A 22,657-nucleotide genomic window follows, 5' to 3' on the forward strand; every position below is an offset into this window, starting at 1 on the left:
TATGTAAATATACAAAATTACAACAATCTTTTCATCAAACAGGTTAAAAAGTCGTGTATTATAGATAAATTTGGGTTTATTTTCAGCAGGAAAGGCAGTTGCAGCACTGGGAGTTATTGCTGTCATGGAAATGAACACTAGCTATAGTTTTGTAAAATTTTGTTAAGGGTAGCTCATGATTCCAGGGGAACTAATCATCCAAAAGGGAGAGATTGAACTAAATGCGGGACGTCCTACCTTGCGCCTATCGGTAGCGAATACAGGCGATCGCCCGATTCAGGTGGGTTCTCATTTCCATTTCTATGAAGTGAATGACGCTCTCGCCTTTGACCGAGAGCAAGCCAAGGGAATGCGGTTAAACATCCCGGCGGGTACAGCCGTGCGCTTTGAACCGGGAGATGAACGGGAGGTTGAGTTAGTTCCGTTTGTCGGTAGTCGTCAGGTTTATGGGTTTAATGGCAGAGTCAATGGGGCGTTATAACGGCAAGCTGGGGGAGCAATGTAGAGACGTAGCATGCTACGTCTGGAAGCAGGGGAAGCTGGGGAAGTCATTACATACGCTTACGCTACTCCAGATCCCCGACTTCCTGGTTGAAACCCTGATGTTACAAATGACTTGATTCAGAAGTTGGGGATTTATCGGATAAGTAGCCAGAATTGTGGTTTAGGTTGACAAGGATGCCGTCATTCAGCCAGATGCTGTGAAATGTAAGAAGCGTCTACCTGGTGGGGATGGATAGCCAGTCAGGAATTAACGGGACTTTGAGTCACCGAGGGGGCTTTTATCGGGGAGTGATCCGATACCCGTTGTAATCGTGCGCCAAGTTTCTGTAACTTCGCCTCTAGCTTCTCATACCCTCGATCTAAATGATGCAGTCCCTGAATTGTGGTTTTACCATCGGCGGCTAAGGCGGCTAATATCAGCGCCGCTGATGCCCGTAAGTCGGTGGCAACCACAGGGGCACCGGATAACAAAGGCACACCGCGCACGATCGCATTATTCCCTTTAATCCGAATATCTGCCCCCATGCGATTCAGTTCAGGAACATGTCCTAAACGATTTTCAAACACGGTTTCAGTAATCACACTATCCCCATCACTCAAGGTTAAAAGTGCCATAAAGGGAGCCTGCATATCCGTAGGAAATCCGGGATAGGGCAAGGTTTCAATATCCGTCGCCCGAATAATTCCCGTCGGGATAATCCGCAGACAATCTGGGGCTTCCTGAATCACTCTCATGCCAATATCTTGGAGTTTCGCGATCGCGGCGGTAATATGATCAGGCACAACCGGGGACAGAGTGAGTTCTGAGTGAGTAATTGCCCCAGCGACTAAAAACGTACCCGTTTCGATGCGATCGGGAATAATCGAGTAGTCTACTGAATGTAAACTGGGAACACCCGAAATAATAATCGTGTTGGTTCCCGCCCCCCGAATCTTGGCACCCATGGCGTTACAAAAATTTGCCAAATCCACCACTTCTGGCTCTTGGGCAGCATTTTCTAGGATCGTTTCCCCCTCTGCTAACGTCGCCGCCATCATCAAAGTTTCCGTTGCACCCACACTAGGGTAGTCCAGATAAATTTTTGCCCCCTTTAACCGCCGCCCATTCCCTCTCACATACGCATGAACCATACCATGCTCAATTTGCACCTCAGCCCCCAGCGCTTGCAATCCCCTAACATGAAGATCGACAGGTCTAGCGCCAATGGCACAGCCACCCGGTAAAGGCACTTGAGCCGCACCCAATCGTGCCAACAGAGACCCAATCACAAAGAAACTGGCTCGAAGCTGGTTGACTATCTCGTAGGGGGCTTTTGACTGGTTTAAGTGACGCGCATTGATATCCAAGATATTGCCTTGGCGTTCTAGCTTGACACCCACAGCCGCCAGCACTTGACCCATCCGCCCTATATCTACCAGAGAAGGCACATTACGTAGTCGGCAATCGTCCGGACACAGCAGCGCCCCTGCCATAATCGCCAACGCCGAGTTCTTCGCGCCACTAATGGTGACATGTCCTTTGAGGGACGATCTGCCCCAAATCTCTAGAACGGATGGGTTTGACTTGGGTACAGAGCCAGTATCGGTCACATTAAGAGAGTGGTTGATAGGTCTATCCTCCAGAATTGGTGAAATCTTGGCATGTTTTAAAATTTGGTTTTGATTCTACCTGAAAGAGGGCAAATGTCTAGATTTGCTCCCCAAAAGAGTGAATCGACTAGCCTTGAATTTTGAATTTTACCTTGTCCGATGCCGAAAATCCGCCTAAAAAAATTAGTTGACAAATGGGTCAGGACTGTTGCATGATACAAAACTGCGTGGAAAATTAAACAAACCAGCGGAACTGGCGGAATTGGTAGACGCGCTAGATTCAGGTTCTAGTGTTCGCAAGAACTTCCGGGTTCAAGTCCCGGGTTCCGCATAGAAAATTGTAGAGACGTAGCATGCTACGTCTCTACATCCAATCGACATCATGCTAACCAGTACCAAAAATCCTCTAGTTAAGGCAATTCGGAAATTGCACACAGCCAAAGGACGACGGGAGGAGCAACTTCTGTTGTTAGAGGGAACTCATCTGTTAGCAGAAGCCTGTGCGGTCAATTATCCCTTAGTCACACTTTGTTGTACACCCGATTGGCAACAGAATCATCCCCAACTTTGGCAAGACGCTACCCCTCACTGTCAGCGTGTAGAACAGGTTAGCCCTTCGGTTCTCAAAGCCATGGCGACAACGGTTCAGCCAGATGGCGTAGTGGTCACGGCAATGTCTTCATTCCTCGCCCCGCCTCAGATTCCCTGTTCCCTTGGTTTAGTTTTAGAGACGCTGCAAGATCCAGGAAACTTGGGTACGATCATTCGTACTGCCACCGCAGTCGGTGTAGATGGTTTATGGCTAAGTCCAGACAGTGTAGACTTAGAGAATCCCAAAGTCTTGCGGGCTTCAGCCGGTCAATGGTTTCGTCTGCCCATGAGTGCTAATGCCAATCTGAGTCAAGTCGTTAGGCAAAGTCAGGCTCAAGGGGTACAAGTTGTGGCAACTCTACCCAAAGCGCCGTTGAGTTACTGGGAGATCGATTGGCGCTGTCCAACGCTAATTCTACTGGGTAATGAAGCGGCGGGACTAAGCCCGGAGTTAGCTGAACTGGCTGATCAAGCCGTGCAAATTCCCCTCGGTCAGGATGTAGAATCTTTAAATGTGGCGATCGCGGCAGCTTTAATCGTGTATGAAGCGCTGCGCCAACGGGTTGGGGGAACAGTTAACAGTTAACAGTTAACAGGGAATAGGCAATAGGCTATAGGCTATAGAAATTTTGTCCCTCATCTCCTCCATCTTCCCCGGCTTCCCCGGCTTCCCCGGCTTCCCCGGCTTCCCCGGCTTCCCTGGCTTCCCCAGCTTCCCCAGCTTCCCCGGCTCCCCCAGCTTCCCCAGCTTCCCCAGCTTCCCCAGCTTCCCCAGCTTCCCCATCTCTCTATTCCTCCTCCAGCGGTTCAGTGTCGCCAAAAAATGCATCTAGATCAGCCGCCGCTTCTTCGAGAAGATCTAGATCAAAAACGTCATCGTCTGACTGAGCCGATTTTGATTGAGGAGTTTTTGATTGCGGAGTAGGGGATTTCAATGAAGAAGGACGGGATTTCGATTGGGGAGGAGGAGATGTATGACCCAAGAGATTCTCCAGTTGGTCAAGTGACTCTACAAACGCTCTAGCTGCTTCATTTCGATGATTTTGTTGAGACTCGCGCATAATGGTTTTATCCCCTAAAGCTATTGTTTATTGAGAGTGAACGCTACTCATTAGCCTATACTCGGAAAAACAACACCCTTACCGTTTCATTCTATGGTATAGTTTTTTAGTTTTAGGGCTATTTGTCATGCGTCCTTTGTCATACTCGCGCAAGCGAGAAGCAAGCTACGTCATTTATAAGGGTTTCAGGTTTGTTTACAAAACTTATACCAAGTTGCATTCAAAGATATAACTTTCCCTTCCCCTGCTTCTCCTGCTTTTCCTATCTACTATGTTTGAGCGCAACTCGGTATTAGTGGGCGTGCTGTTTTCTTTTGTCCGACTACTTAGGAATCGCCATAGCGGTTAGGACGCATCATTTGTTCCAGACGTTGCATGCAACATCTGGAACAACAGTTCGGAAAATCCTAATCGATGTATCTACTGCTATAGATTAGGAAGGAAAATTGCTCTACTGAGTCAGATAGCAGTATTCGATAAAATATCCGCGTTTTCGAGAAATAATATTTACTCAAAAAATAGTTATTGTAAGTAGTCGGACAAAAGAAAACGGTACTGTATTAAGTGCAAGTAAATCGCCCTCAAACCCTTACTGTTCCCTGTTCCCTGTTCCTTCCTAATCTCCACCGCCCGCCTTTAATTGTGTCCACCCACTTATAGTCAAAGATACCAAAAATTACGTCGAAGCCAATAAACCGCAATCTCAGAAATCTCCGTGACCTATCCAATTTCACAAACGCACAACCCTTAAAGAAACCACCGCCTCAGCTAGATCAGGCAAAATTTTTCAGCAAAAGCTTGCGATGAGTCAGGGGTCAAGTTGAAAATAAGGGGGCAATTGCGTCAGGAAAATGGATGTGAGTCAAGAATTTGATTACGATTTAGTGATTATCGGTGCTGGCGTCGGTGGACATGGCGCAGCTTTACATGCAGTAAGTTGCGGCTTGAAAACCGCCATCATTGAAGCATCAGAAATGGGCGGGACTTGTGTCAATCGCGGTTGTATCCCGTCAAAAGCCCTATTAGCCGCATCAGGGCGGGTGCGTGAGTTACGCAATACTCATCATCTGGAATCCTTGGGAATTCAGGTAGGTGGCGTGAACTTTGACCGAGGTGCGATCGCCAATCATGCCAATACCCTGGTAAGTAAAATTCGTGGCGATCTCACCAACAGCCTCAAACGCTTAAAGGTGGATATCATTCCCGGTTGGGGTCGAGTGGCGGAATCCCAAAAAGTAACAGTGACGACAGACGAGGGTGAAAAAACAGTCACCGCCAAAGACATTATCCTCTGTACAGGTTCCATTCCCTTCGTCCCCCCCGGTATTGAACTGGACGGGAAAACCGTCTTCACCAGCGATCAGGCACTAAAGCTGGAATGGTTACCTCAATGGGTGGCAATTGTTGGCAGTGGTTATATCGGGTTAGAGTTTGCTGATATCTATACCGCCCTAGGGTCAGAAATCACGATGATTGAAGCCCTAGATCAGTTAATGCCCACCTTTGACCCCGATATTGCCAAACTCGCTAGCCGGGTGCTGATTTCTCCCCGCGATATGGAAACCTATTCCGGCACTCTGGCACAAAAAGTGACTCCCGGTTCACCCGTGGTGATTGAACTAGCGGATGCTAAAACCAAGGAAGTCGTGGATGTCTTAGAAGTGGATGCTTGCTTAGTCGCCACGGGACGGATTCCGGTGAGTAAAGATTTAGGCTTAGACGCCGTAGGTGTGGAAACTGATCGCCGAGGCTTCATCCCTGTCAATGATCAAATGGCAGTGTTATCCGGCGAGGAAGCCGTTCCTCACCTCTGGGCAATTGGTGACGCTACGGGTAAACTCATGCTGGCACATGCGGCATCCGCTCAAGGAGTTGTCGCCGTAGAAAATATCTGTGGGCGTCAGCGTACTATTGACTATCGCAGCATCCCCGCCGCCGCCTTTACCCATCCAGAAATTAGTTACGTGGGATTAACTGAACCCGCCGCCAAGGAACTCGGTGAACAAGAAGGATTTGAAATTGGCTCAGTGAGGACGTATTTTAAAGGAAATTCCAAAGCGATCGCCGAAGGAGAGGCGGATGGGATTGCCAAAGTTATCTATCGTAAAGATAGCGGTGAAATCCTCGGCGTTCACATTTTGGGCATTCATGCCTCTGATTTAATTCACGAAGCCTCAAACGCGATCGCTCAAAGACAATCGGTGAATACTCTGGCATATCTAGTTCACGCTCATCCCACTTTGTCAGAAGTCCTTGACGAAGCCTACAAGCGAGCCGTTGCCAGTCATTAGACAAGGCAGGAGGCAGAAGGCAGAAGGCAGAAGGAATAAGACTTTAAAACCTGCTCTTAAATTCCCTGTTCCCTGTTCCCTGTTCCCTGTTCCCCAACAAAGGACATAAGACCAATGACAAATGACCAAAAACAAATTCGCCGTCGTCCACCTAATCCGGCGGTTGACCTGAATATCCTGCGCTATCAAGTGGTTCTTCCAGACGCCCAGCCACGCCATATTCTAGAAGAAATTGTCTGGCATAAAGAAAAAGAAGTTGACCAGATGCGGGAACGGCTAAACTTAGCTCAACTGCGGAAACAGATCGAGTCAGCCCCGCCAGCGCGGGACTTTAAAGCGGCGTTATTAGCGGCAAAGACTCGTCCCGCCTTAATTGCTGAAGTGAAAAAGGCATCACCGAGTAAAGGCGTGATTCGGGACGCATTTGACCCGGTTGCGATCGCCCAAGCTTATGAACAAGGGGGGGCGAGTGCCATATCCGTGCTAACCGACCAAAAGTTTTTCCAAGGGAGTTGGGACAATCTCAGCTATGTCAGGGAAACTGTAAATTTGCCCATTCTGTGTAAAGAGTTCATCATTTATCCTTATCAACTCTATCTAGCCCGGAGTCGTGGCGCTGATGCGGTGTTGCTGATTGCGGCGATCTTGTCGGATCAAGACCTACGGTATTTTGTCAAAATTGCCAATGGGTTATCTATGACCCCTTTGATCGAAGTCCATACTCTGGATGAATTAGACCGGGTGTTATCGGTAGATGGCGTTACCCTAGTAGGTATAAACAATCGCAACTTGACAGATTTCTCGGTTGATTTGCAAACGACCTGCCAACTTCTGGCAGTACGAGGTCAACAGCTTAAAGAACGCGGTATTCTGGTTGTCAGTGAGTCAGGACTGCATAAATGTGCTGATTTAGAGCAGGTCGCCTCGGCGGGGGCTACAGCCGTACTGATTGGTGAATCCTTGGTTAAACAATCTGATCCCGCCCTAGCCATTACCAATCTGTTACCAAGTGCGTGAGTTTTCTATCGTCAATTGTCCTGACTTGTAGCCACGGATGCTATGAGAAGTCAGATCATCCGATACGCTGATTCAACTGAAGCGCGATCGCAATTCGTCCATTTAAGGTAAACCCGGTTTCATGGAGCCAATACCCCTTCCGTCTTATATTCACTACGAACTGCTACTACAGATGCTAGAGCGTCATACTTCCTTTGCCACGAATCAAAACCCGATGATTCGAGAACAGGTGCATCAATTGATTGTTACCCTCCGCAAAGCGTTAGCCCAGCAGAAACAACTCGAACAAACCTGTAATCGGCTCAATTTACCGGTTGAGTACCGTTGGTCTCTCAATAGTGTCAATGTTGAGTCAAAATCATCAGATAATGGTTTTCCCCTAGATTCGGACACCAAAACTCAGTCGTCAGGAACCCCATAGCTAAAGCTAGGGGCTTGCAAATTACCCGATCTTTGAGAGGGAGGGAAGCTTGCCCCACCTGACCAGAAGGCTCACCTCGACTTATCTCGGCTTCGCTCGATACCAGTCGCGGGCGTGAGCGGAGCCGAACCGAGCAGCCGTTATTAGGGAGAGTTTAAGTTCTCACCTTGGAATGCGTGCCAGTTCTGAGCCGCTGAAATCTCAGCATTAAACAGGTGTACAAGGGTTAAGCCAGTGTGCTGGGAAAAGTACCGCCTAATAACCACTTCGAGGCAAACTTTACCCCGGAAACGGGAGATTAAAACTTATGTTTGTACTTGTTGTCGATCAAAACCGAAAACCTCTTAATCCGTGTCATCCGGCACGGGCGAGGAAGTTTCTCAAGTCTGGAAGAGCGGTTGTGCTACGGCGCTATCCGTTTACTATCATGCTCAAAGATGTCGAGAAAAAACCGAATAGTGTATGTCAAGAATATCGACTCAAGCTAGATCCTGGCAGCAGGACAACGGGCATTTCTATCCTCAAGGACGACAAAATAATTTGGGCAGCCGAATTAAATCATCGCGGTTACTCAATTAAACAGTCCTTAGAGTCTCGCCGTGCATTGAGACGAGGGAGACGAAATCGGCATACCCGTTATCGTCAACCCCGATTCAACAATCGCAAGCGTCCTGATGGTTGGTTGGCTCCTAGTCTCCAACATCGAGTTTTGACGACTTTAACTTGGGTTAATCGATTGAGACGTTTTTGCCCAATTGGTTCCATTTCAATGGAATTGGTTCGCTTTGACACCCAACTAATGCAGAACCCAGAAATATCTGGCACGGAGTATCAGCAGGGCGAATTGGCAGGGTATGAGACCAGAGAGTATCTACTCGAAAAGTGGGGTAGACGTTGTGCCTATTGCGGCAAAGAAGGTGTCCCCCTAGAGGTGGAGCATATTCATCCCAAATCCAAGGGAGGTAGTAACCGAGTTAGCAATCTTACTCTGTCTTGTGTTCAATGCAATCAGAACAAAGGAAACAAGCCTATTGAAGAGTTCCTAAACAGAAAGCCCGATTTACTCGGGTCAGTTTTGTCGGTTGCTAAACGTCCTTTAAAGGACGCGGCGGCTGTCAATTCAACCCGATGGGCGCTGTATCGGGTATGTGGTGAAACGGGTCTACCTATAGAGACAGGAACTGGTGGTAGGACAAAATTTAACCGCATTCGTCAAGAGTTGCCTAAAACTCACTGGCTAGATGCAGCTTGTGTCGGCAAATCAACTCCAGACAAATTACGGGTGTTGATAGATAAGCCGCTCATTATCACGGCTAAAGGTCACGGTACTCGCCAGATGTGTCGCACTGACAAATTCGGGTTTCCGATTCGTTATGTCCCCAGAAATAAGTTTGTTAAGGGTTTCCAGACAGGCGATATCGTTAAAGCAATTGTGACCAAGGGCAAAAAGATAGGGGCTTATATAGGTCGCGTGGCTGTGCGAACAACAGGCAGTTTCAACATCTCAGCCGCCAATGGTTTAGTCCAAGGCATTAACCATAAATATTGCAGTCGTGTACAGGGAAAGGATGGATACCAATACGCTTTCTGAAGGAAGTCCTGTCGGACTGCTGTTTATGTAAGGGGGCAAGATCCTCCCCATACATAAATGACAGGGGTTTCCATTCGTCCCCTTACCCACCCCAATTTTCGATGGGATAGTAGGGTGATTCAGAATTAGGTGATGCTCAAAGGTTGAGGATAACGCTCATGGATAATAAGTTAATGCTGATGATTCCCGGACCAACACCGGTGCCTGAACAGGTTTTGCTGGCGTTAGCCCAGCATCCGATCGGGCATCGCAGTGGGGAATTTAGCACCGTTATGGCAGAGGTAACCCAAAACCTAAAATGGTTACACCAGACTCAAAACGATGTTTTGGTGTTAACGGTGAGTGGTACGGGTGCCATGGAAGCTGGGATTATTAATTTTTTGAGTCCTGGCGATCGGGTTTTAGTCGGAAGTAATGGCAAATTTGGCGATCGCTGGGCGAAGATGAGCGCGGCGTTTGGTTTAGAGGTGGAGACGATTACGGCACCGTGGGGTCAACCCCTTGATCCGGAGGTGTTTCGTCAAAAGCTGGAGGCGGATACAGATAAGACCATCAAAGCCGTTATCGTTACCCATTCAGAAACCTCCACCGGGGTACTCAATGACCTGGAAACGATTAACCGTTATGTCAAAGAGCATGGTCAAGCTCTGATTATTGTAGACGCAGTAACCAGCGTGGGCGCGGTCAATTTACCCATTGATGAGTGGGGGATTGATGTGGTGGCGTCAGGTGCCCAGAAAGGCTATATGGTTCCCCCAGGATTAGGGTTTGTTTGTGTTTCAGATAAGGCATGGCAAGCCTACGAAACGGCGAAACTGCCTCGCTTTTATTTCGATTTGGGAACCTATCGTAAAGCGGCACAAAAGAATAGTAATCCGTTTACGCCGCCAGTCAATTTAATGTTGGGACTGCAAACGGCGTTGCGAATGATGAAAGCTGAGGGGTTAGATAATATTTTTGCTCGTCATCACCGCTTGATGCAGGCAACACGGGCGGCGGTTGAGGCGCTTTCCCTGCCTTTATTTGCTCCGGATAATGCCGCAAGTCCAGCGGTAACGGCGGTAGCACCTACGTCGATTGAAGCCGAACAAATTCGTAGCGTGATGAAAAAGCGCTTTGATATTTCCCTGGCTGGCGGACAAGATCACTATAAAGGAAAACTATTCCGTATTGGTCACTTAGGCTTTGTCTGCGATCGCGATATTTTGGCGGCGATTGGGGCGCTAGAAGCCACGTTGCGGGAATTAGGTTATGAGTCCATGACACCAGGAGCAGGAGTGTCAGCGGCGGCTCGCGTCTTGACTCAATCGTAGGTTAAGCCATAAACGCAACAATAAGACGCCAAAAAAGAGCGGGTCAACTAGCGACCCGCTCTTTCTGGTAGAGGACTCAACGGTCAATGGATTATACGGTATGAACTTCAACGGTTTAGACGTGAATGGATTATTTCCAAAGCGTAAGCATTTAGACATTCTTCATTTTCTCCTGACCGATTGTTTAGGTTTCAGACTGTTTCCAGCCAGTCATAGATTTGGTCTAATTGCTGCAATGTGACTAAACCGTACTGCCACAGAATCATCGGTAATGGTCCTGGGTCTTGTTCCCGACGTCGTTGGGCGATCGCAATGGAATCAGTAGAAATTGCCAATTCCTCTTGCAAAAATCGTAAAAATTCAGAATAGGTTGCAGGTGCCATAATGGCTATTCACCTCCTTATCGGCTACTATTTTGGAATCAGCGTCCTGCCTCCTTTAGCAATGGGTAGACAGATTTAATACTGTCTACTAGCTGAAGGTTCTTTGCTTATTGTGATAGGTTAATCCAGCACTGCTTGTGTTCTAGATCACTGACCATCTAAGATCTTGATTGATCGAGTTGAAAACTCACTGGATGTGCTGACCAGGTATCGTTTTAACCTTCACCCCCCATCAACTTGAGGGTAATTTTAGTTAACTCACTTCACACCACTAAAAGCTAGTTGCAGACTACACCCCTACTTGGTCGTGTTGATGGGTAGCCACAGCTCAGACAGGTCACTACCTCGTCGTCAGATAGTCTTTTATGAGAATCTATCTTACGAAATGTTAACGTAATTTTGTATAAAAATCTTTACATCATTTATTTAAGTTTTCAATGATGTTAATCAAAATTTAAGATTCTGACGCGGGATTAATCTCTTCCTCTAGGAGGGTGATTTTTAGGCGATCGCCGACTTGGAGTCCCAGTTGAGCGGCTCGTCCCCCAGGGAGTTCAATCACTTGGTCAACCAGAACCCCCGGACCATAGGTAGGACAGGGAGTGGAGATACAGGGGGGAACATTTTCCGCGATCGCTTTGACCTCGCCATCTCGCAAAAAGATCATATCCAGGGGGATTTTCACATTCTTCATCCAAAAGCTAGCGCGTCGCGGTGGGTTCAAGGGAAACAACATCCCTCGATCTGGCGCTAAAGCCGTGCGATACATCAATCCAATCTGCTGTTGTCGAGGTGTCCTAGCCACTTCGAGCAAAATCTGCTGATCACCGATCTGGGTTTGAGCGCTAATAGGTAACATCTGACCGGAATTAGAGGATGACGAGGAGAGGGATGGCGGTTCTGGAAGTTGTTCGCCAGATTTTAAGGGGGTGCCATCAGCGACAGGGTTGGAACCGGACGCCGAACATCCAAACAGTATCAGACTAAGGGTGATTCCGAATAGGCGAGTATGATAGTTCATGGGTTTAGGTGAGAGAGTTGAGGAAGATGGGGTTGTAGAGACGTGCCATGGCACGTCTGGGAGCAGGGGAAGATGGGGGCGAATGATGAATGAAAAATGACGTAGCTTGCTTCTTTTCGGGAGCGAGTAGGATCAATGACCAATGACCAATGACCAATGACAATCAAAACCGTTAACTTTAATTGTTCCCACCCACTTAACTAAGATTCTCGTAAAACATACCCAACACCCCGGACGGTTTGAATCAAGCGCTTGTCACCCTCATCTTCAATTTTCAGGCGTAGGTATCGGATATACACCTCAATCACATTCGACTCACCCAGAAAATCGTATCCCCAAACATTTTCCAGAATTTGTTCGCGAGTTAAAACTTCACGGGGATGGGTCATCAAATACTTAAGCAGTTCAAACTCTTTCATCGTCAAATCAATCACTCGTCCTCCCCGCATAGCGCGGCGCGTCGTCAAATCTAACGCCAAATCCCCAAATCGGAGTTGTTCACTCGTATTGGTATCCGGTTCTAGGTACAGACGTACCATCTGCAAAAAGGCATCAGCGCGATAGGGTTTAAGGAAAAAATCATCAGCACCCGCTTCTAAACAGGCGACTCGATCCTCGATAGTGTCGCGAGTGATGAGTAAGAGTAGGGGGACACGAGAACCCGCTTTTCTCAGGCGAGTACATAAACTGAGACCGGATTCGCCAGAACCAGAAAGCGATTGATCCACAACCATCATCGCGGGTTGGAGTTCACAAGCTTGATGCCAGCCACTGGGCGCATCTGTGGCGATAACCGTATGATAGCCAGCTTCTATTAGATCTAGGCTCATGCGTTGAGCTAGACTTTCATCGGTTTCTACAAGCAAAACACAGGGATTACCGTCAAGGGGAGCAGATTGCATAGATGGCGTGGGTGATGAGTCGTTGGGTGTAATACCGGAATTTCCTCTATTGTTGTAGCATGACTGAGCCTTGGGTGAATTATCCTACCCCTTTGGCGGTGGGTTGTCGCTGACATCTTAAACCTGTCTCAATACATAAATTTAATGCAGTGGACTGACACAGCTAAAATTGTGGGATAGATTTTATCATTGAATCGGGCGCAAGTCTTTGCGCCCCTACAGTTTCCGGGCGTAATTCTAATTCATCAAATAAGGTGTGCCACGCCACTACTTTCTGTTTCTTATTAGTCGTCTTCAGACGACTTTCGCTATGAGCCTCGGAATTGATTCCGAGGCGGAGTAATTTGGTGGAGATAGAGTAGGGGTGATGTGTTGACAATGATTAGGGATTCAGGCATTGTTGACATCCTGCTCTAATTCTTCTGGGGTTAAAGAGAAGGGAGATACCTGATAACGCCCTAGTAACATCATAAATTCTACTCGTGAGATTCCGGCTCTGATGGAGTATGAAGCCTAGCGATCGCGCTAGAGATTAATGGCATAGCTGGTTTGCTGGTGGATTGCCTATAATGACCTTAACAAGGACAGCAATACCCGCCCCTCATCTCGCGCCTGTGTCGCTAAAGCTCAAATTTCGCCGTTGATTTGCATCTGATGAACTTTATCAGCCAATTCCTAGCGGCGCTGTTCGCTGAGTTCATCAATTGCCAACATAACCATGAGTAAGCTTTAGCTTACTTGAGCTTTGACGCGGAAATTTATTTCCTGGCTATATGAGTCAGCAACATTCCACTTAAGTCGAATGGTACTGACTGGCTGGTGGGTACTGCCCAAATAGAATTATTTCAATCGTTTAAAGTTAGTATATTGTCGATTAATTACAAGGGTTAGATGCAAAAAGAAAACTAAATACCGTCATTAATCTCTAGTTATATACTTGGTCTATTTATGCTAAGATAAAAAACAGCATTAAATAATCCTTATGGTATCAACTGACAGCACTTCAGGAACTGAATTTCGCGCCAATTGTCCCAGCATCGGTATCATCGGTTGCGGCAATATTGGAGGAAAACAAGCCGCTAATTTTCTAGACCACGGTTACTCAGTCTATGTCTACGATCTTGATCAAGATTCTATGGCACAGCTGCAATCTTTAGGTGCTAAAATTACTCAGAGTTGTGCCGAAGTTGCAACCCATTCAGAGATAATCTTTACTGCCTTACCGACTCCTGAGGATGTGATCACAGCGGTGCTAGAGGGTGAACAAAACTTGAGCCAAGGATTGCAACCCGGAAGTGTTTACGTGGATATTAGTACCAACTCTCCCGAAACAATTCTCAGAATTCATCACGCCATGGAAAAACTGGGAATTGAGATGTTAGATGCCCCCTTTAATGATTGCTCGGAAGGGGTTCAAAGTCAGCAAGGTATGGGTTTAGCGATTCTGGTTGGTGGCTCAAAGGGAACCTTCGAGCGAGTTGAACCCATCCTCCAATTAATGGCAGATCAGGTTATCTACTGTGGAGAAATTAGCAGCGGAACTCGATGCAAACTTATCCACAATGCTGTGAATGCGATCGCGGTTCAAGCGGTGAGTGAAGGAATTACGTTGGGTTTAGCTTCGGGAATCGAGCTACAAACGATTTGGGATGTCCTACGTTTGGGATCATTTGGTCAGAATCCTGGGGATATTCATGGCTTGCCTCACTATTGGTTTTCACGACGCTGTGATGACTTATCTCAACACCCTGAATTTACTGTTCAACTACTCCATAAAGATTTGCGGCTGGCTCTGGAGTTGGCTAGTCAGCACGACATTTGTGTTCCTCATTTAAGTTTAACCATCAAAGACTATGAAGAAGCCGAGCAACGCCAATGGTCTGATTATGCTACAACTAAAGTCCGCTGTCTACAAGAAGAACGAGCTGGAGTAATTGCTCAAGATTCTCCTTAGTTATAACTGGACATTGATGAGTGATTACTGCCAATTGTAGGCAGGTATCATCTGCTCGTTTTGTAGTGAGGGCTTCAGCCCTCTCCAGCTATGCGTTAGATTACTCTTTGTGCTGACTACAAACAAAGCCCTATTTTAGCTGTGCCACGCCAGTAGTGGACTGATACAGCTAAAATTGTGGAATAGATTTGACCGTGAAATTGGGCGCACGTCTGTGCGCCCCTACAATGCTAATCCACCAATTAAGGTGTGCCACGCCAGTAGTGGACTGACACAGCTAAAATTGTGGAATAGATTTGACGTTTAAACTGGGCGCAAGCCTTGCGCCCCTACAATTCTAATCTACCATTTTAGGTGTGCCACGCCAGTAGGTTGGGTTTCTTACCTTAACCCAATCTATTGTCCTTAGATTAAGGCTTCAGCGATTGCTGTCTGCAATAACTCATCTACGGATATCCCTGCTGCTTTTGCCATACAAGCAACAACACTTTTAGGGGAAAAAGAACAGTATAAACCTGCTTCTAAAAACCAGGGTTGTCCTTGGGGATCAATGCGAAAATCAAACAAGCTATAATGACGACAACCTAAAGCTTTATGGCATTGTTTGGCGACGTCTTGAACCTTGGTTGTTACCGGATCGGTTGTGTCAACTATCCAAGCCTTTTGCTTATCCTTAGCTGTCAAAGTTAACTCACCTGTCTCTATTTTTTTTAGTTTATCGCTATAATTCCGAATTGGATGGTTTTCCGGATTGACTAAATATTCTTCTAAAGGCAGTCCAATTAACTCTCCATTCTTCACAAAAATCCCACATCTAACTTCTCGTCCAAGTTCAATATAGTCTTCCACTAAGACTTCATCGCTATAGTGAAAAGCTGTGGTTAAGGCTTGATTATAGTCAGCCATATTTTTCACTAGCGTAACCCCTAAAGAGTTATCCGAGTTAGCGGGTTTAATCACAACAGGTGGCATTAAATTGGGGGTGTCTCCTTGGCGTAATAGTTGCCCATACGGGACTTTTACCCCCGCAGCAGCAACAATAGCTTTGGCTTTAGCTTTATGGGCGGTTAATGCCATCAACTCTGCTTTATTGCCTACATAAGGAATAGTTAAGAGGTCAAATAAACCTCGATAGTAAGTCATTCCAGGAATACAAAACATTTGCGGTAAAACTACATCGATGTTTTGTGTAGTGATCCACTGTATGGCTTCAGCAAGAGATAGGGGTTTTGCTGCGTCAATGTCTTCTGGTGTCAACGATGAAGGAAAACGCCACAATCTATCAGGAGTAATATAGGCAATAAAAAATTTATAGCGTGAGGGATTAGCGGTTGCTGTGATACAGTCTTTAGCATAAAGACGGGATAAGTCGCTATAAAAATCATTTTCAGCAGAACCCACTAAATGCAGAATATTCAGCACTGACATGATTGAATCTCCTGATAATTTTAAAACAATATTTAACTGCTTTCTTTAGCAATAAAAAACTGAGATCCTAAATAAATCAGACCCCCCGCCGCCATACCCGGAAGCACCTCATAAACTATACCCGATAAATCCAGTCCCACCTTCCAGAACAACGCCGCCGCAATCCCCCCGAATATCATCGCGATCGCGACTGGCGTGGTTACCGATTTTTGCCACACCCGTAAGATTAATAACGGTCCCAAACTAGAGGCGAGAACTGACCAAGAAAATGTAATCAAAGCAAAGACATTATTATCTCCCACTAAGGCAATACTCAAGGTAATTACTGTCACCGTTAAGGTTCCCAACTTGGCATAATTATACGAGTGCGCCAATCCCGGAAACAGGTCTTGCGTTAATGCCGCTGAACAGGATAAAATTTGTGAATCGGCTGTCGATATTGTCGCCGCAAAGAGTCCCGCTAGCATCAGTCCAACTAAGATAGCAGGTAATAATTCTAGGGCTAAATAAGGTAGTGCTAATTCTGGATCACCATTGGTTAACAAATCGGGCAAAAGCACCCGCGCCGCCATCCCCACAGCCATCGCTGAAGACGAGGTAAAGAAAGCACAAATTACTTTAATATCCCGTGCTAACCCAATCTTATTCGCCGAATTAATTGCCATTGCCCGAACTAGAATATGGGGTTGACCCACGACACCAAATCCGGCGGCAATCCAGCCAATTAAAAAGGGCAAAAATCCCCACTCCAGATCCCCTGGACTTAAACTGACCAATTCTGGGTCAATGGCGGCAAGTTTTGTCCAGAATCCAGTCAATCCGCCACAATTGGCGATCGCTACCACCAATAGCAGCAGTAGGGAACCAATCATAATTGTTGCTTGCACCGCATCCGTCCAAATTGAAGCCCGAATTCCCCCGGAAAAACAGTAAATCATCACCACAATCGCGCCAACAATCACACCGAGGGAATAATTCCAATTAAATACTGCATGAAGTGCCTTACCTCCTGCAACTAATTGCGCCGCTGCATAAGACCCCAGAAAAGCGATGGTAATTAACGCTGAAATTGCCGTAATCCAGCGAATTCCTTTGGTTTCTTGACCCAAGAAAGAGGACACCGTATCGGCAGAAATGGCTTCAGAAACTTGTCTGAATCGTTTAAATACAAACCACCAAGCAATATAATCTCCGATCATCCAGCCAAGGGTTAGCCAAATCGCCGATAATCCAATCGTATAAGCAAAACCAACTTGACCAATAAATAGTAAACCACTTTGACCCGTCGCCATTGCTGAAAGGGCAGTTAGCCAGGGATTAACATTGCGGCTGGCAAGGAGGTAATCGGTTGTCGTCGCTTGCTTTTGGGTTGCTGAGTAAATACCGACGCCAGTAAACACTAAAAGAAATAGGATAAAGGTAGCTGCAATCATTTTTACTGATAGTTGATGATTGGTTCTGTCGGCGCTGTGCTTACGATTCTCATTTCTTATCTCACCCAGATGTTACTCAACCTGTCCCCATCTCCCAGACGTGCCATGGCAGACGTAGCAGGCTACGTCTCTACAGTATCAATCTCCCCCCAATTCCACCAACTTACCAATATTAAAATCAATCCTGATCCAGCCCTGCATCCGGCGCAAATTATCCAGTAACAATAAAGGAATTTGCCAGTGATGTACCATCAAAAACGGTAGCGGATCATTCACCTGAAAAATCGCATCTTTTCCGCCAAACACTGTCTTAAACCAGCGCTGGATATCCCCAAATGAGCGAATCTCATTCAACCGCCAAACTTCGTGATATAACCAATAGGTTGGCTTACTTTTCGGCAATGGCTGCAACGGTTCAGGTAACGGCGTGTCACTTAAATAGGCTTCCGCCACTCCGGGATGGTTATAAAACATAGTAATTGCCGAATGCGTGCGCGGATTACACTCGATCGCGTAAACTGTCCCATCCTCTGCCTTGATAAAATCAAAGGAGGCTTGTCCCGTCAAATTCAATCCCTGGACAAACCGACTCACCCACTGCAAAATATCCGGCTGATCAACGTTTTCATAATTCACTTGAAACGCCGACGATTCACAGCAGCAGTGCAGTCGTAATTCCCCATTCCGCACCGTACTATGAGTACAGTATTCCTTACCCGGAATAAACGCCTGCATAATCCAGGGTTTCTCCTCACTGATGGGCAAACTCTTGACAAATGCGGCAGTTTCTGATGGAGTTTTACAGGGAAGTTTCGTTAAGTTTAAACGCCGCACCGAGTCGTAAGGAATACTCTTCAGGATATACTTGCGTTTCTCTTGGGAAAAGTCAAAATCAATCACCTGTTGCGGATCAGTAATTTTGAAGGATTTGGGTATAGATAAGCCAAATTCTCGTGCTTTTTCGGCAAACGCAAACTTATCATCCAGCAGTTGGGTGACATCTGGATCAAAGTGGAAAACCTCACAACACCCCGATAAAATCGGCTTGGCTAGAGAGTCATAATAACTGGCGACGGGACTACAGACGGGAACATAAACATCCACATTTTCCTGTTTGGCGATCGCGAGTAACCCTTCCATGTAACCATCGGGATCTTTGTTGGGGGCGGGAACCGTATAAAACCGATCAACCGCCCGGGAAAATCGATGTCCCACCAACCAATATTTATGGGTTTCCACTAAAATAACCCGATGTCCATCGGCGTAAAATGACCGCGCCAGTTGCAAGGATTTGGTCATTTTCCCCCCAGTTAGCATAATCGTTTTGGGATTGGGGTTAGCGACTTTGGGCTTCTGGAAAGGGCGAGTGAGACTATCCCACACCAGCGCCACGACGACAACGGTTAAATTGAATGGAAACGCGATCGCGAGTAAGGTTAATGTTCCCAGGTTTTGCAGTACAGCAAGAATACGTGATGTTGTCATTGGTCATTTGTCATTTGTCATTTGTAGGGGTTTGGTCACCAAACCCCCTATTTAATCAGGAAATTGAGGGTTGAGTCGGGGCGGGTGTAGGGTGCGTTACGCTTCGCTAACGCACCATTTCCAACGATAATAGTGAAACCCGCCCCTACAGATTGTTAGGGTTTAAACCCGCCGAATTAGGGTCAAACCATCACGCAAAGGTAAGACAACCTGTTCCACCCTGGAATCATCCATAACCACCTGATTAAATTTGGCGATCGCGTCTCCATTCGGTGTCCGTTCTTCGGCTGCTAAATAAACCTGTCCCTGCAACAAGGTATTATCCACACAAATTAACCCATCTGGTGCTAATAATTGAGTATCGAGGAGCGTATGATAATAATCCACATACTCCTGCTTATCTGCATCAATAAATACCAAGTCAAACGACTCTCCCGCTTTCGCTAATTGACGCAGTGTCTCCAAGGCTGGCGCAACTTTTACAGTAATTTTTTTCCCATGCGGTGAGGCTTGGAAACAGGATTGGGCAAAACTTGCCACATACTCATCCACCTCACAAGCAATCACTGATCCATCCTCAGGTAATCCTTCCGCCATGGCTAAAGCAGAATAGCCTGTGAACATACCAATTTCTAGCACCCGTTTCGCCCCAGTCATCTTGACAAACATCTTCAAGGTTTGTCCCTCAATATGTCCAGATAACATCTCCTGTTCTAACTGGCGCACTGTCTCGCCATCGGAGAATAATTTACTCCAATCTTCGGTGCAGGTTTTCTCTACTAAGGCGGTTAAGGCGGGAGAATCTGGCGTTGTATTTTGATTTAGGTACGGTTCGAGTTTAGCCGCGAGTTGATAGGCTTTTTGCAGAGAACTCGCCAGTTGCGGATGTTGCGCTTCATCTACTAATTCCAGGGTTTGTTCAAGCTGTTCGACTAGAATTCCTAGGGGAGTAACCGGACGCGCGATCGCTTCTTTTGTTGCAGTTTGCATGATTTTTTTCCTTAATGATGTGGCAATTTGTACCAGAGGTTGCAATGTAGAGACGTTGCATGCAACGTCTCTACATTGGGGGATAGAATTATTCCAAACCCAAATCCTTGAGATACATTTCTACGCCAGCACCACTATCAGGTAACATTGCACAGACGGCTTTATGATCCGCTACCGCCGCCTCCAGTAAATCCGGTGGTACCTCTTGTGCATAATCACAGACACCGATACCACAGGGTAAAGGCGCCCACAGTCCGCCATCTCCCCGTTTGCGCCGCATATTTTGCTGACCCGCAATCATCAGATCAATGTCTTCTAAGATAGGATGATAGACACTCAACCCTAGAGAACGAATCAGTGCAATAATGCGATCGCGTTCTGTGGGTTGCAACCAGCCTAATTTCGTCGCTAACGTTGCGCCATACGCCATTCCTGTGGATACCGCATGACCATGCATTAACTTAGCGGCGGGTTCATAACGGGGACTCCAGGTGTGACCATAAGCATGAGGGCGATCCTGATATGTCTCGAACATATTCGTTCCCTCATATTTCATATAGGAGAATAATGCCCGATAAATCACTTCATCCGCAACCTTGGCTAATTCCTGATCATCTCCTAACGTGGCGAAGTGAGTTTCTACCAAGCGCGAACCATAGTCTTCCAGCAGTTCAAACAGAACCTTGTCATCTGTCACCGCCATTTTAATAATTTCCGCCATCCCATTCCGGATATGACCCGTGGCGAGGGTGCGGAAAAAAGTGCGATCGACTAAGGTTAGTACGGGTGGATGATACGCCCCAATACTATTCTTAAATTGTTTGCCATTGGTACAAGTACGCGGACTCGGACCCGCGTCAATCGCGGCGACTACCGTTGTCCCCACCATAATATAAGGCGTGCGGCGGTGTTGTAAGGCACAGGCTAATCCCGCCACATCACTGAGAACCCCCCCACCAATCACTAATACGGGTTCATTGCGAGAGACATCACAGCCGTCTTTTCCTAAAAATTCCAGCAGGCGATGCACCGTTTCTGGTGTTTTATCCGCTTCCCAAGCGCGACAAACATTCATTTGCAGGGGGATTTCATGGGTGTCAAAATACTGACGCACTGATTCCCCATACAAATTATCTACCGTTTGGTCAATGATGGCGACACAGCGACCCCGACTATTATAGATTTCCGCCAGGGTTGGGTTAGAGGGGTCGAAAATTCCCTGAATTAACTTGACTTGCGCTTTTAGGGTAAAGGTTGCAGTGACTTCAAACGAGCGACTATCATTCCCCGGAACGATTTCTCCAGACCCAGTGTACCACTCCGAGGTGCGATACTTGGCTCCATGTTCGACTCCAATATTGTTAGCGTCTCGGCTTGGCAATGAGTCAATTAAATCTTCCCGGATTGTCTTCGTTAATCCGGCTTGAGGAAAGGTTGTTTGTGGAGTCATTGTAGATTGGTTTCTCCTGTACTTATGACATGAAAGGGTGTTGTAGCGTTCTGAAATTATTGGCAGCGAAAATTAACTCGATGCCGGGGGAAACACTGTTGTAGAATTTGGCAAGTCACACCAGAAAAGCCGCGTAGACAAGCATTGAATGGCACTGATTTAAGGGGAATGTCACTGACTTAAGCTGGGTTCGTAGTAGGCACGAAGCGTGCCAGAAGCGAAGACAGCGCTTACTACAAACTCTAAAGTCAGGGGCATTCGATTTAAGGGAGTAAGCACAAAGCGATTCTAGAGCGCTCACAGGCTTACCGACAAACACTTAATTCAGCACTATTCTGTTTAAGGCTTCTCTCAAATTGACCCAAAACACAGGAGTATTGGTTGATTCAATTATTCTCAACCAAGTGGTCATCAGGGTTTATCCTGATTGACGATGTTTTTCCAATGGTGTTATTGAATTTTGGAAAAAAGGACAGAAAACCACTATCTAAATTGCTAACCTGAAAGCCCTAGTGCCAAGGGAGTACAATAAGTAGACGACTCACCTTGACTCGCTTGACAGGTAATCCTGACAAGCAGATCGAGTCTTCCATTAGCGGGTTTTGGGTTAAATACTTTTTGTCAAAATGCCCGTTGGCAAAACGGTGAACCAATTGATTTTGTCAAAGGGTCTTACTTACAAAGCAAACTTGGCTTACCACCGATCTTACGCCTCACTAGCGCCGTTGTTGCCAACCAATAGTCTGTTTGATCGGTAGGCTTCCATTTTAAATTACACCCGTGATTAATTTGCTGATCAGGGTTCAGCGGTTTGGTGGTATGATCCATCTTTATTACTATCCTAAATTTTTCATCAATCATGAGTGTGTTAATGATGAATTCACCAATAATCAATCTGCCCATTCAGACAAAACAGTTTGGCTAAAGGAAATTATCTCTGACCAGAAACAATTTTCGGCAGGTAAAGGAGGTCGCCCTCGTTTCAAGATTTAATACACGTTTGCTAGTTTAACGCTTTACGTTTCTTACTCTTTCGCTGATTTAAGGAATTTATCAAATTATTGTAAATTGATATATAAAACTTATTTAAAGTGGTTGCTTAAAAAAATAAATAAAGTATTATTTGTCAATAAGTAAAAATACTGCTTATACCCAAAACGGGAAATTAATCGATGGGAAGACGGCTGTCAACGATTGATTAAGTGGGTGGACACAATTAAAGTTAACGGTTG

The 22,657-nt window shown here is 46.4% G+C and carries 20 protein-coding genes and 1 tRNA gene; 9 read left to right on the forward strand and 12 right to left on the reverse strand.

Going from position 1 to position 22,657, the window contains the following annotated elements; translation table 11 throughout:
• Positions 1-175: 175 nt before the first annotated feature.
• Positions 176-481 carry an urease subunit beta gene (locus RIE73_RS30275; RefSeq protein ID WP_446404701.1) on the forward strand — a complete coding sequence of 102 codons (306 nt, stop codon included), beginning with the start codon at positions 176-178 and terminating at the stop codon, positions 479-481.
• 263 nt (positions 482-744) lie between these two features.
• Here RIE73_RS30275 and murA read toward each other — a convergent pair whose 3' ends face one another.
• A complete protein-coding gene (murA, locus tag RIE73_RS30280) occupies positions 745-2,094 on the reverse strand; it encodes a UDP-N-acetylglucosamine 1-carboxyvinyltransferase (protein ID WP_446404702.1) in 1,350 nt (449 codons plus the stop codon).
• A gap of 247 nt (positions 2,095-2,341) precedes the next feature.
• On the opposite strand from murA, the gene RIE73_RS30285 reads away from it, so the two are divergent.
• Positions 2,342-2,425 (forward strand) — tRNA-Leu (locus RIE73_RS30285).
• 51 nt (positions 2,426-2,476) lie between these two features.
• Positions 2,477-3,271, forward strand: a complete 795-nt coding sequence (locus RIE73_RS30290; protein WP_446404703.1) for a TrmH family RNA methyltransferase — start codon at positions 2,477-2,479, stop codon at positions 3,269-3,271.
• Between the two features lie 3 nt (positions 3,272-3,274).
• Here the strand turns inward: RIE73_RS30290 and RIE73_RS30295 are convergent, their stop codons facing one another.
• Positions 3,275-3,469: a hypothetical protein gene (locus RIE73_RS30295; protein WP_446404704.1), complete on the reverse strand. Its 195-nt coding sequence runs from the start codon at positions 3,467-3,469 to the stop codon at positions 3,275-3,277.
• A 4-nt stretch (positions 3,470-3,473) separates the two neighbouring features.
• A complete protein-coding gene (locus RIE73_RS30300; RefSeq protein ID WP_446404705.1) occupies positions 3,474-3,746 on the reverse strand; it encodes a hypothetical protein in 273 nt (90 codons plus the stop codon).
• An 857-nt stretch (positions 3,747-4,603) separates the two neighbouring features.
• Here RIE73_RS30300 and lpdA point away from each other — a divergent pair.
• The 5 genes from lpdA to RIE73_RS30325 all read left to right on the forward strand — a co-directional run bounded on the left by lpdA (position 4,604) and on the right by RIE73_RS30325 (position 10,379).
• Positions 4,604-6,037, forward strand: a complete 1,434-nt coding sequence (gene lpdA, locus RIE73_RS30305; protein WP_446404706.1) for a dihydrolipoyl dehydrogenase — start codon at positions 4,604-4,606, stop codon at positions 6,035-6,037.
• A gap of 114 nt (positions 6,038-6,151) precedes the next feature.
• Positions 6,152-7,054, forward strand: a complete 903-nt coding sequence (gene trpC / locus RIE73_RS30310) for an indole-3-glycerol phosphate synthase TrpC (protein ID WP_446404707.1) — start codon at positions 6,152-6,154, stop codon at positions 7,052-7,054.
• Positions 7,055-7,175: 121 nt separating this feature from the next.
• Positions 7,176-7,475: a DUF5340 domain-containing protein gene (locus RIE73_RS30315; RefSeq protein WP_446404708.1), complete on the forward strand. Its 300-nt coding sequence runs from the start codon at positions 7,176-7,178 to the stop codon at positions 7,473-7,475.
• A gap of 307 nt (positions 7,476-7,782) precedes the next feature.
• Positions 7,783-9,066, forward strand: a complete 1,284-nt coding sequence (gene iscB, locus RIE73_RS30320; protein WP_446404709.1) for an RNA-guided endonuclease IscB — start codon at positions 7,783-7,785, stop codon at positions 9,064-9,066.
• Positions 9,067-9,224: 158 nt separating this feature from the next.
• On the forward strand, positions 9,225-10,379 hold the full coding sequence (locus RIE73_RS30325; RefSeq protein ID WP_446404710.1) for a pyridoxal-phosphate-dependent aminotransferase family protein: 1,155 nt from the start codon (positions 9,225-9,227) through the stop codon (positions 10,377-10,379).
• Between the two features lie 191 nt (positions 10,380-10,570).
• On the opposite strand, the gene RIE73_RS30330 is transcribed toward RIE73_RS30325, so the two are convergent.
• The 4 genes from RIE73_RS30330 to RIE73_RS30345 all read right to left on the reverse strand — a co-directional run bounded on the left by RIE73_RS30330 (position 10,571) and on the right by RIE73_RS30345 (position 13,156).
• On the reverse strand, positions 10,571-10,762 hold the full coding sequence (locus tag RIE73_RS30330) for a DUF2949 domain-containing protein (protein WP_006100242.1): 192 nt from the start codon (positions 10,760-10,762) through the stop codon (positions 10,571-10,573).
• A gap of 454 nt (positions 10,763-11,216) precedes the next feature.
• Positions 11,217-11,783 (reverse strand): DUF192 domain-containing protein, encoded by a 567-nt coding sequence (locus RIE73_RS30335; RefSeq protein ID WP_446404711.1) that lies wholly within the window; start codon positions 11,781-11,783, stop codon positions 11,217-11,219.
• 200 nt (positions 11,784-11,983) lie between these two features.
• Positions 11,984-12,685 carry a response regulator transcription factor NblR gene (gene nblR, locus RIE73_RS30340; RefSeq protein WP_446404712.1) on the reverse strand — a complete coding sequence of 234 codons (702 nt, stop codon included), beginning with the start codon at positions 12,683-12,685 and terminating at the stop codon, positions 11,984-11,986.
• A gap of 390 nt (positions 12,686-13,075) precedes the next feature.
• Positions 13,076-13,156 (reverse strand): hypothetical protein, encoded by an 81-nt coding sequence (locus RIE73_RS30345; protein ID WP_446404730.1) that lies wholly within the window; start codon positions 13,154-13,156, stop codon positions 13,076-13,078.
• 511 nt (positions 13,157-13,667) lie between these two features.
• Here RIE73_RS30345 and RIE73_RS30350 point away from each other — a divergent pair.
• The gene (locus RIE73_RS30350) at positions 13,668-14,639 is read left to right on the forward strand and encodes an NAD(P)-dependent oxidoreductase (RefSeq protein ID WP_446404713.1); all 972 of its coding nucleotides are present in this window, start codon (positions 13,668-13,670) and stop codon (positions 14,637-14,639) included.
• A gap of 405 nt (positions 14,640-15,044) precedes the next feature.
• Here the strand turns inward: RIE73_RS30350 and RIE73_RS30355 are convergent, their stop codons facing one another.
• The 5 genes from RIE73_RS30355 to RIE73_RS30375 form a co-directional block, all read right to left on the reverse strand.
• The gene (locus RIE73_RS30355; protein WP_446404714.1) at positions 15,045-16,067 is read right to left on the reverse strand and encodes a D-alanine--D-alanine ligase family protein; all 1,023 of its coding nucleotides are present in this window, start codon (positions 16,065-16,067) and stop codon (positions 15,045-15,047) included.
• A gap of 32 nt (positions 16,068-16,099) precedes the next feature.
• Positions 16,100-17,500, reverse strand: coding sequence for a sodium/proline symporter (locus tag RIE73_RS30360; RefSeq protein WP_446404715.1), 1,401 nt, complete (start codon positions 17,498-17,500; stop codon positions 16,100-16,102).
• 138 nt (positions 17,501-17,638) lie between these two features.
• Entirely contained in the window at positions 17,639-18,985 is a 1,347-nt protein-coding gene (locus tag RIE73_RS30365) for an ATP-grasp domain-containing protein (RefSeq protein ID WP_446404716.1), read from the reverse strand.
• Positions 18,986-19,147: 162 nt separating this feature from the next.
• Positions 19,148-19,975 carry an O-methyltransferase gene (locus RIE73_RS30370; RefSeq protein WP_446404717.1) on the reverse strand — a complete coding sequence of 276 codons (828 nt, stop codon included), beginning with the start codon at positions 19,973-19,975 and terminating at the stop codon, positions 19,148-19,150.
• A gap of 88 nt (positions 19,976-20,063) precedes the next feature.
• A complete protein-coding gene (locus tag RIE73_RS30375; protein ID WP_446404718.1) occupies positions 20,064-21,425 on the reverse strand; it encodes a sedoheptulose 7-phosphate cyclase in 1,362 nt (453 codons plus the stop codon).
• Between the last annotated feature and the right edge of the window lie 1,232 nt (positions 21,426-22,657).

This window comes from Coleofasciculus sp. C1-SOL-03 (genome assembly GCF_040220555.1).
Taxonomy (GTDB): domain Bacteria; phylum Cyanobacteriota; class Cyanobacteriia; order Cyanobacteriales; family Coleofasciculaceae; genus Coleofasciculus.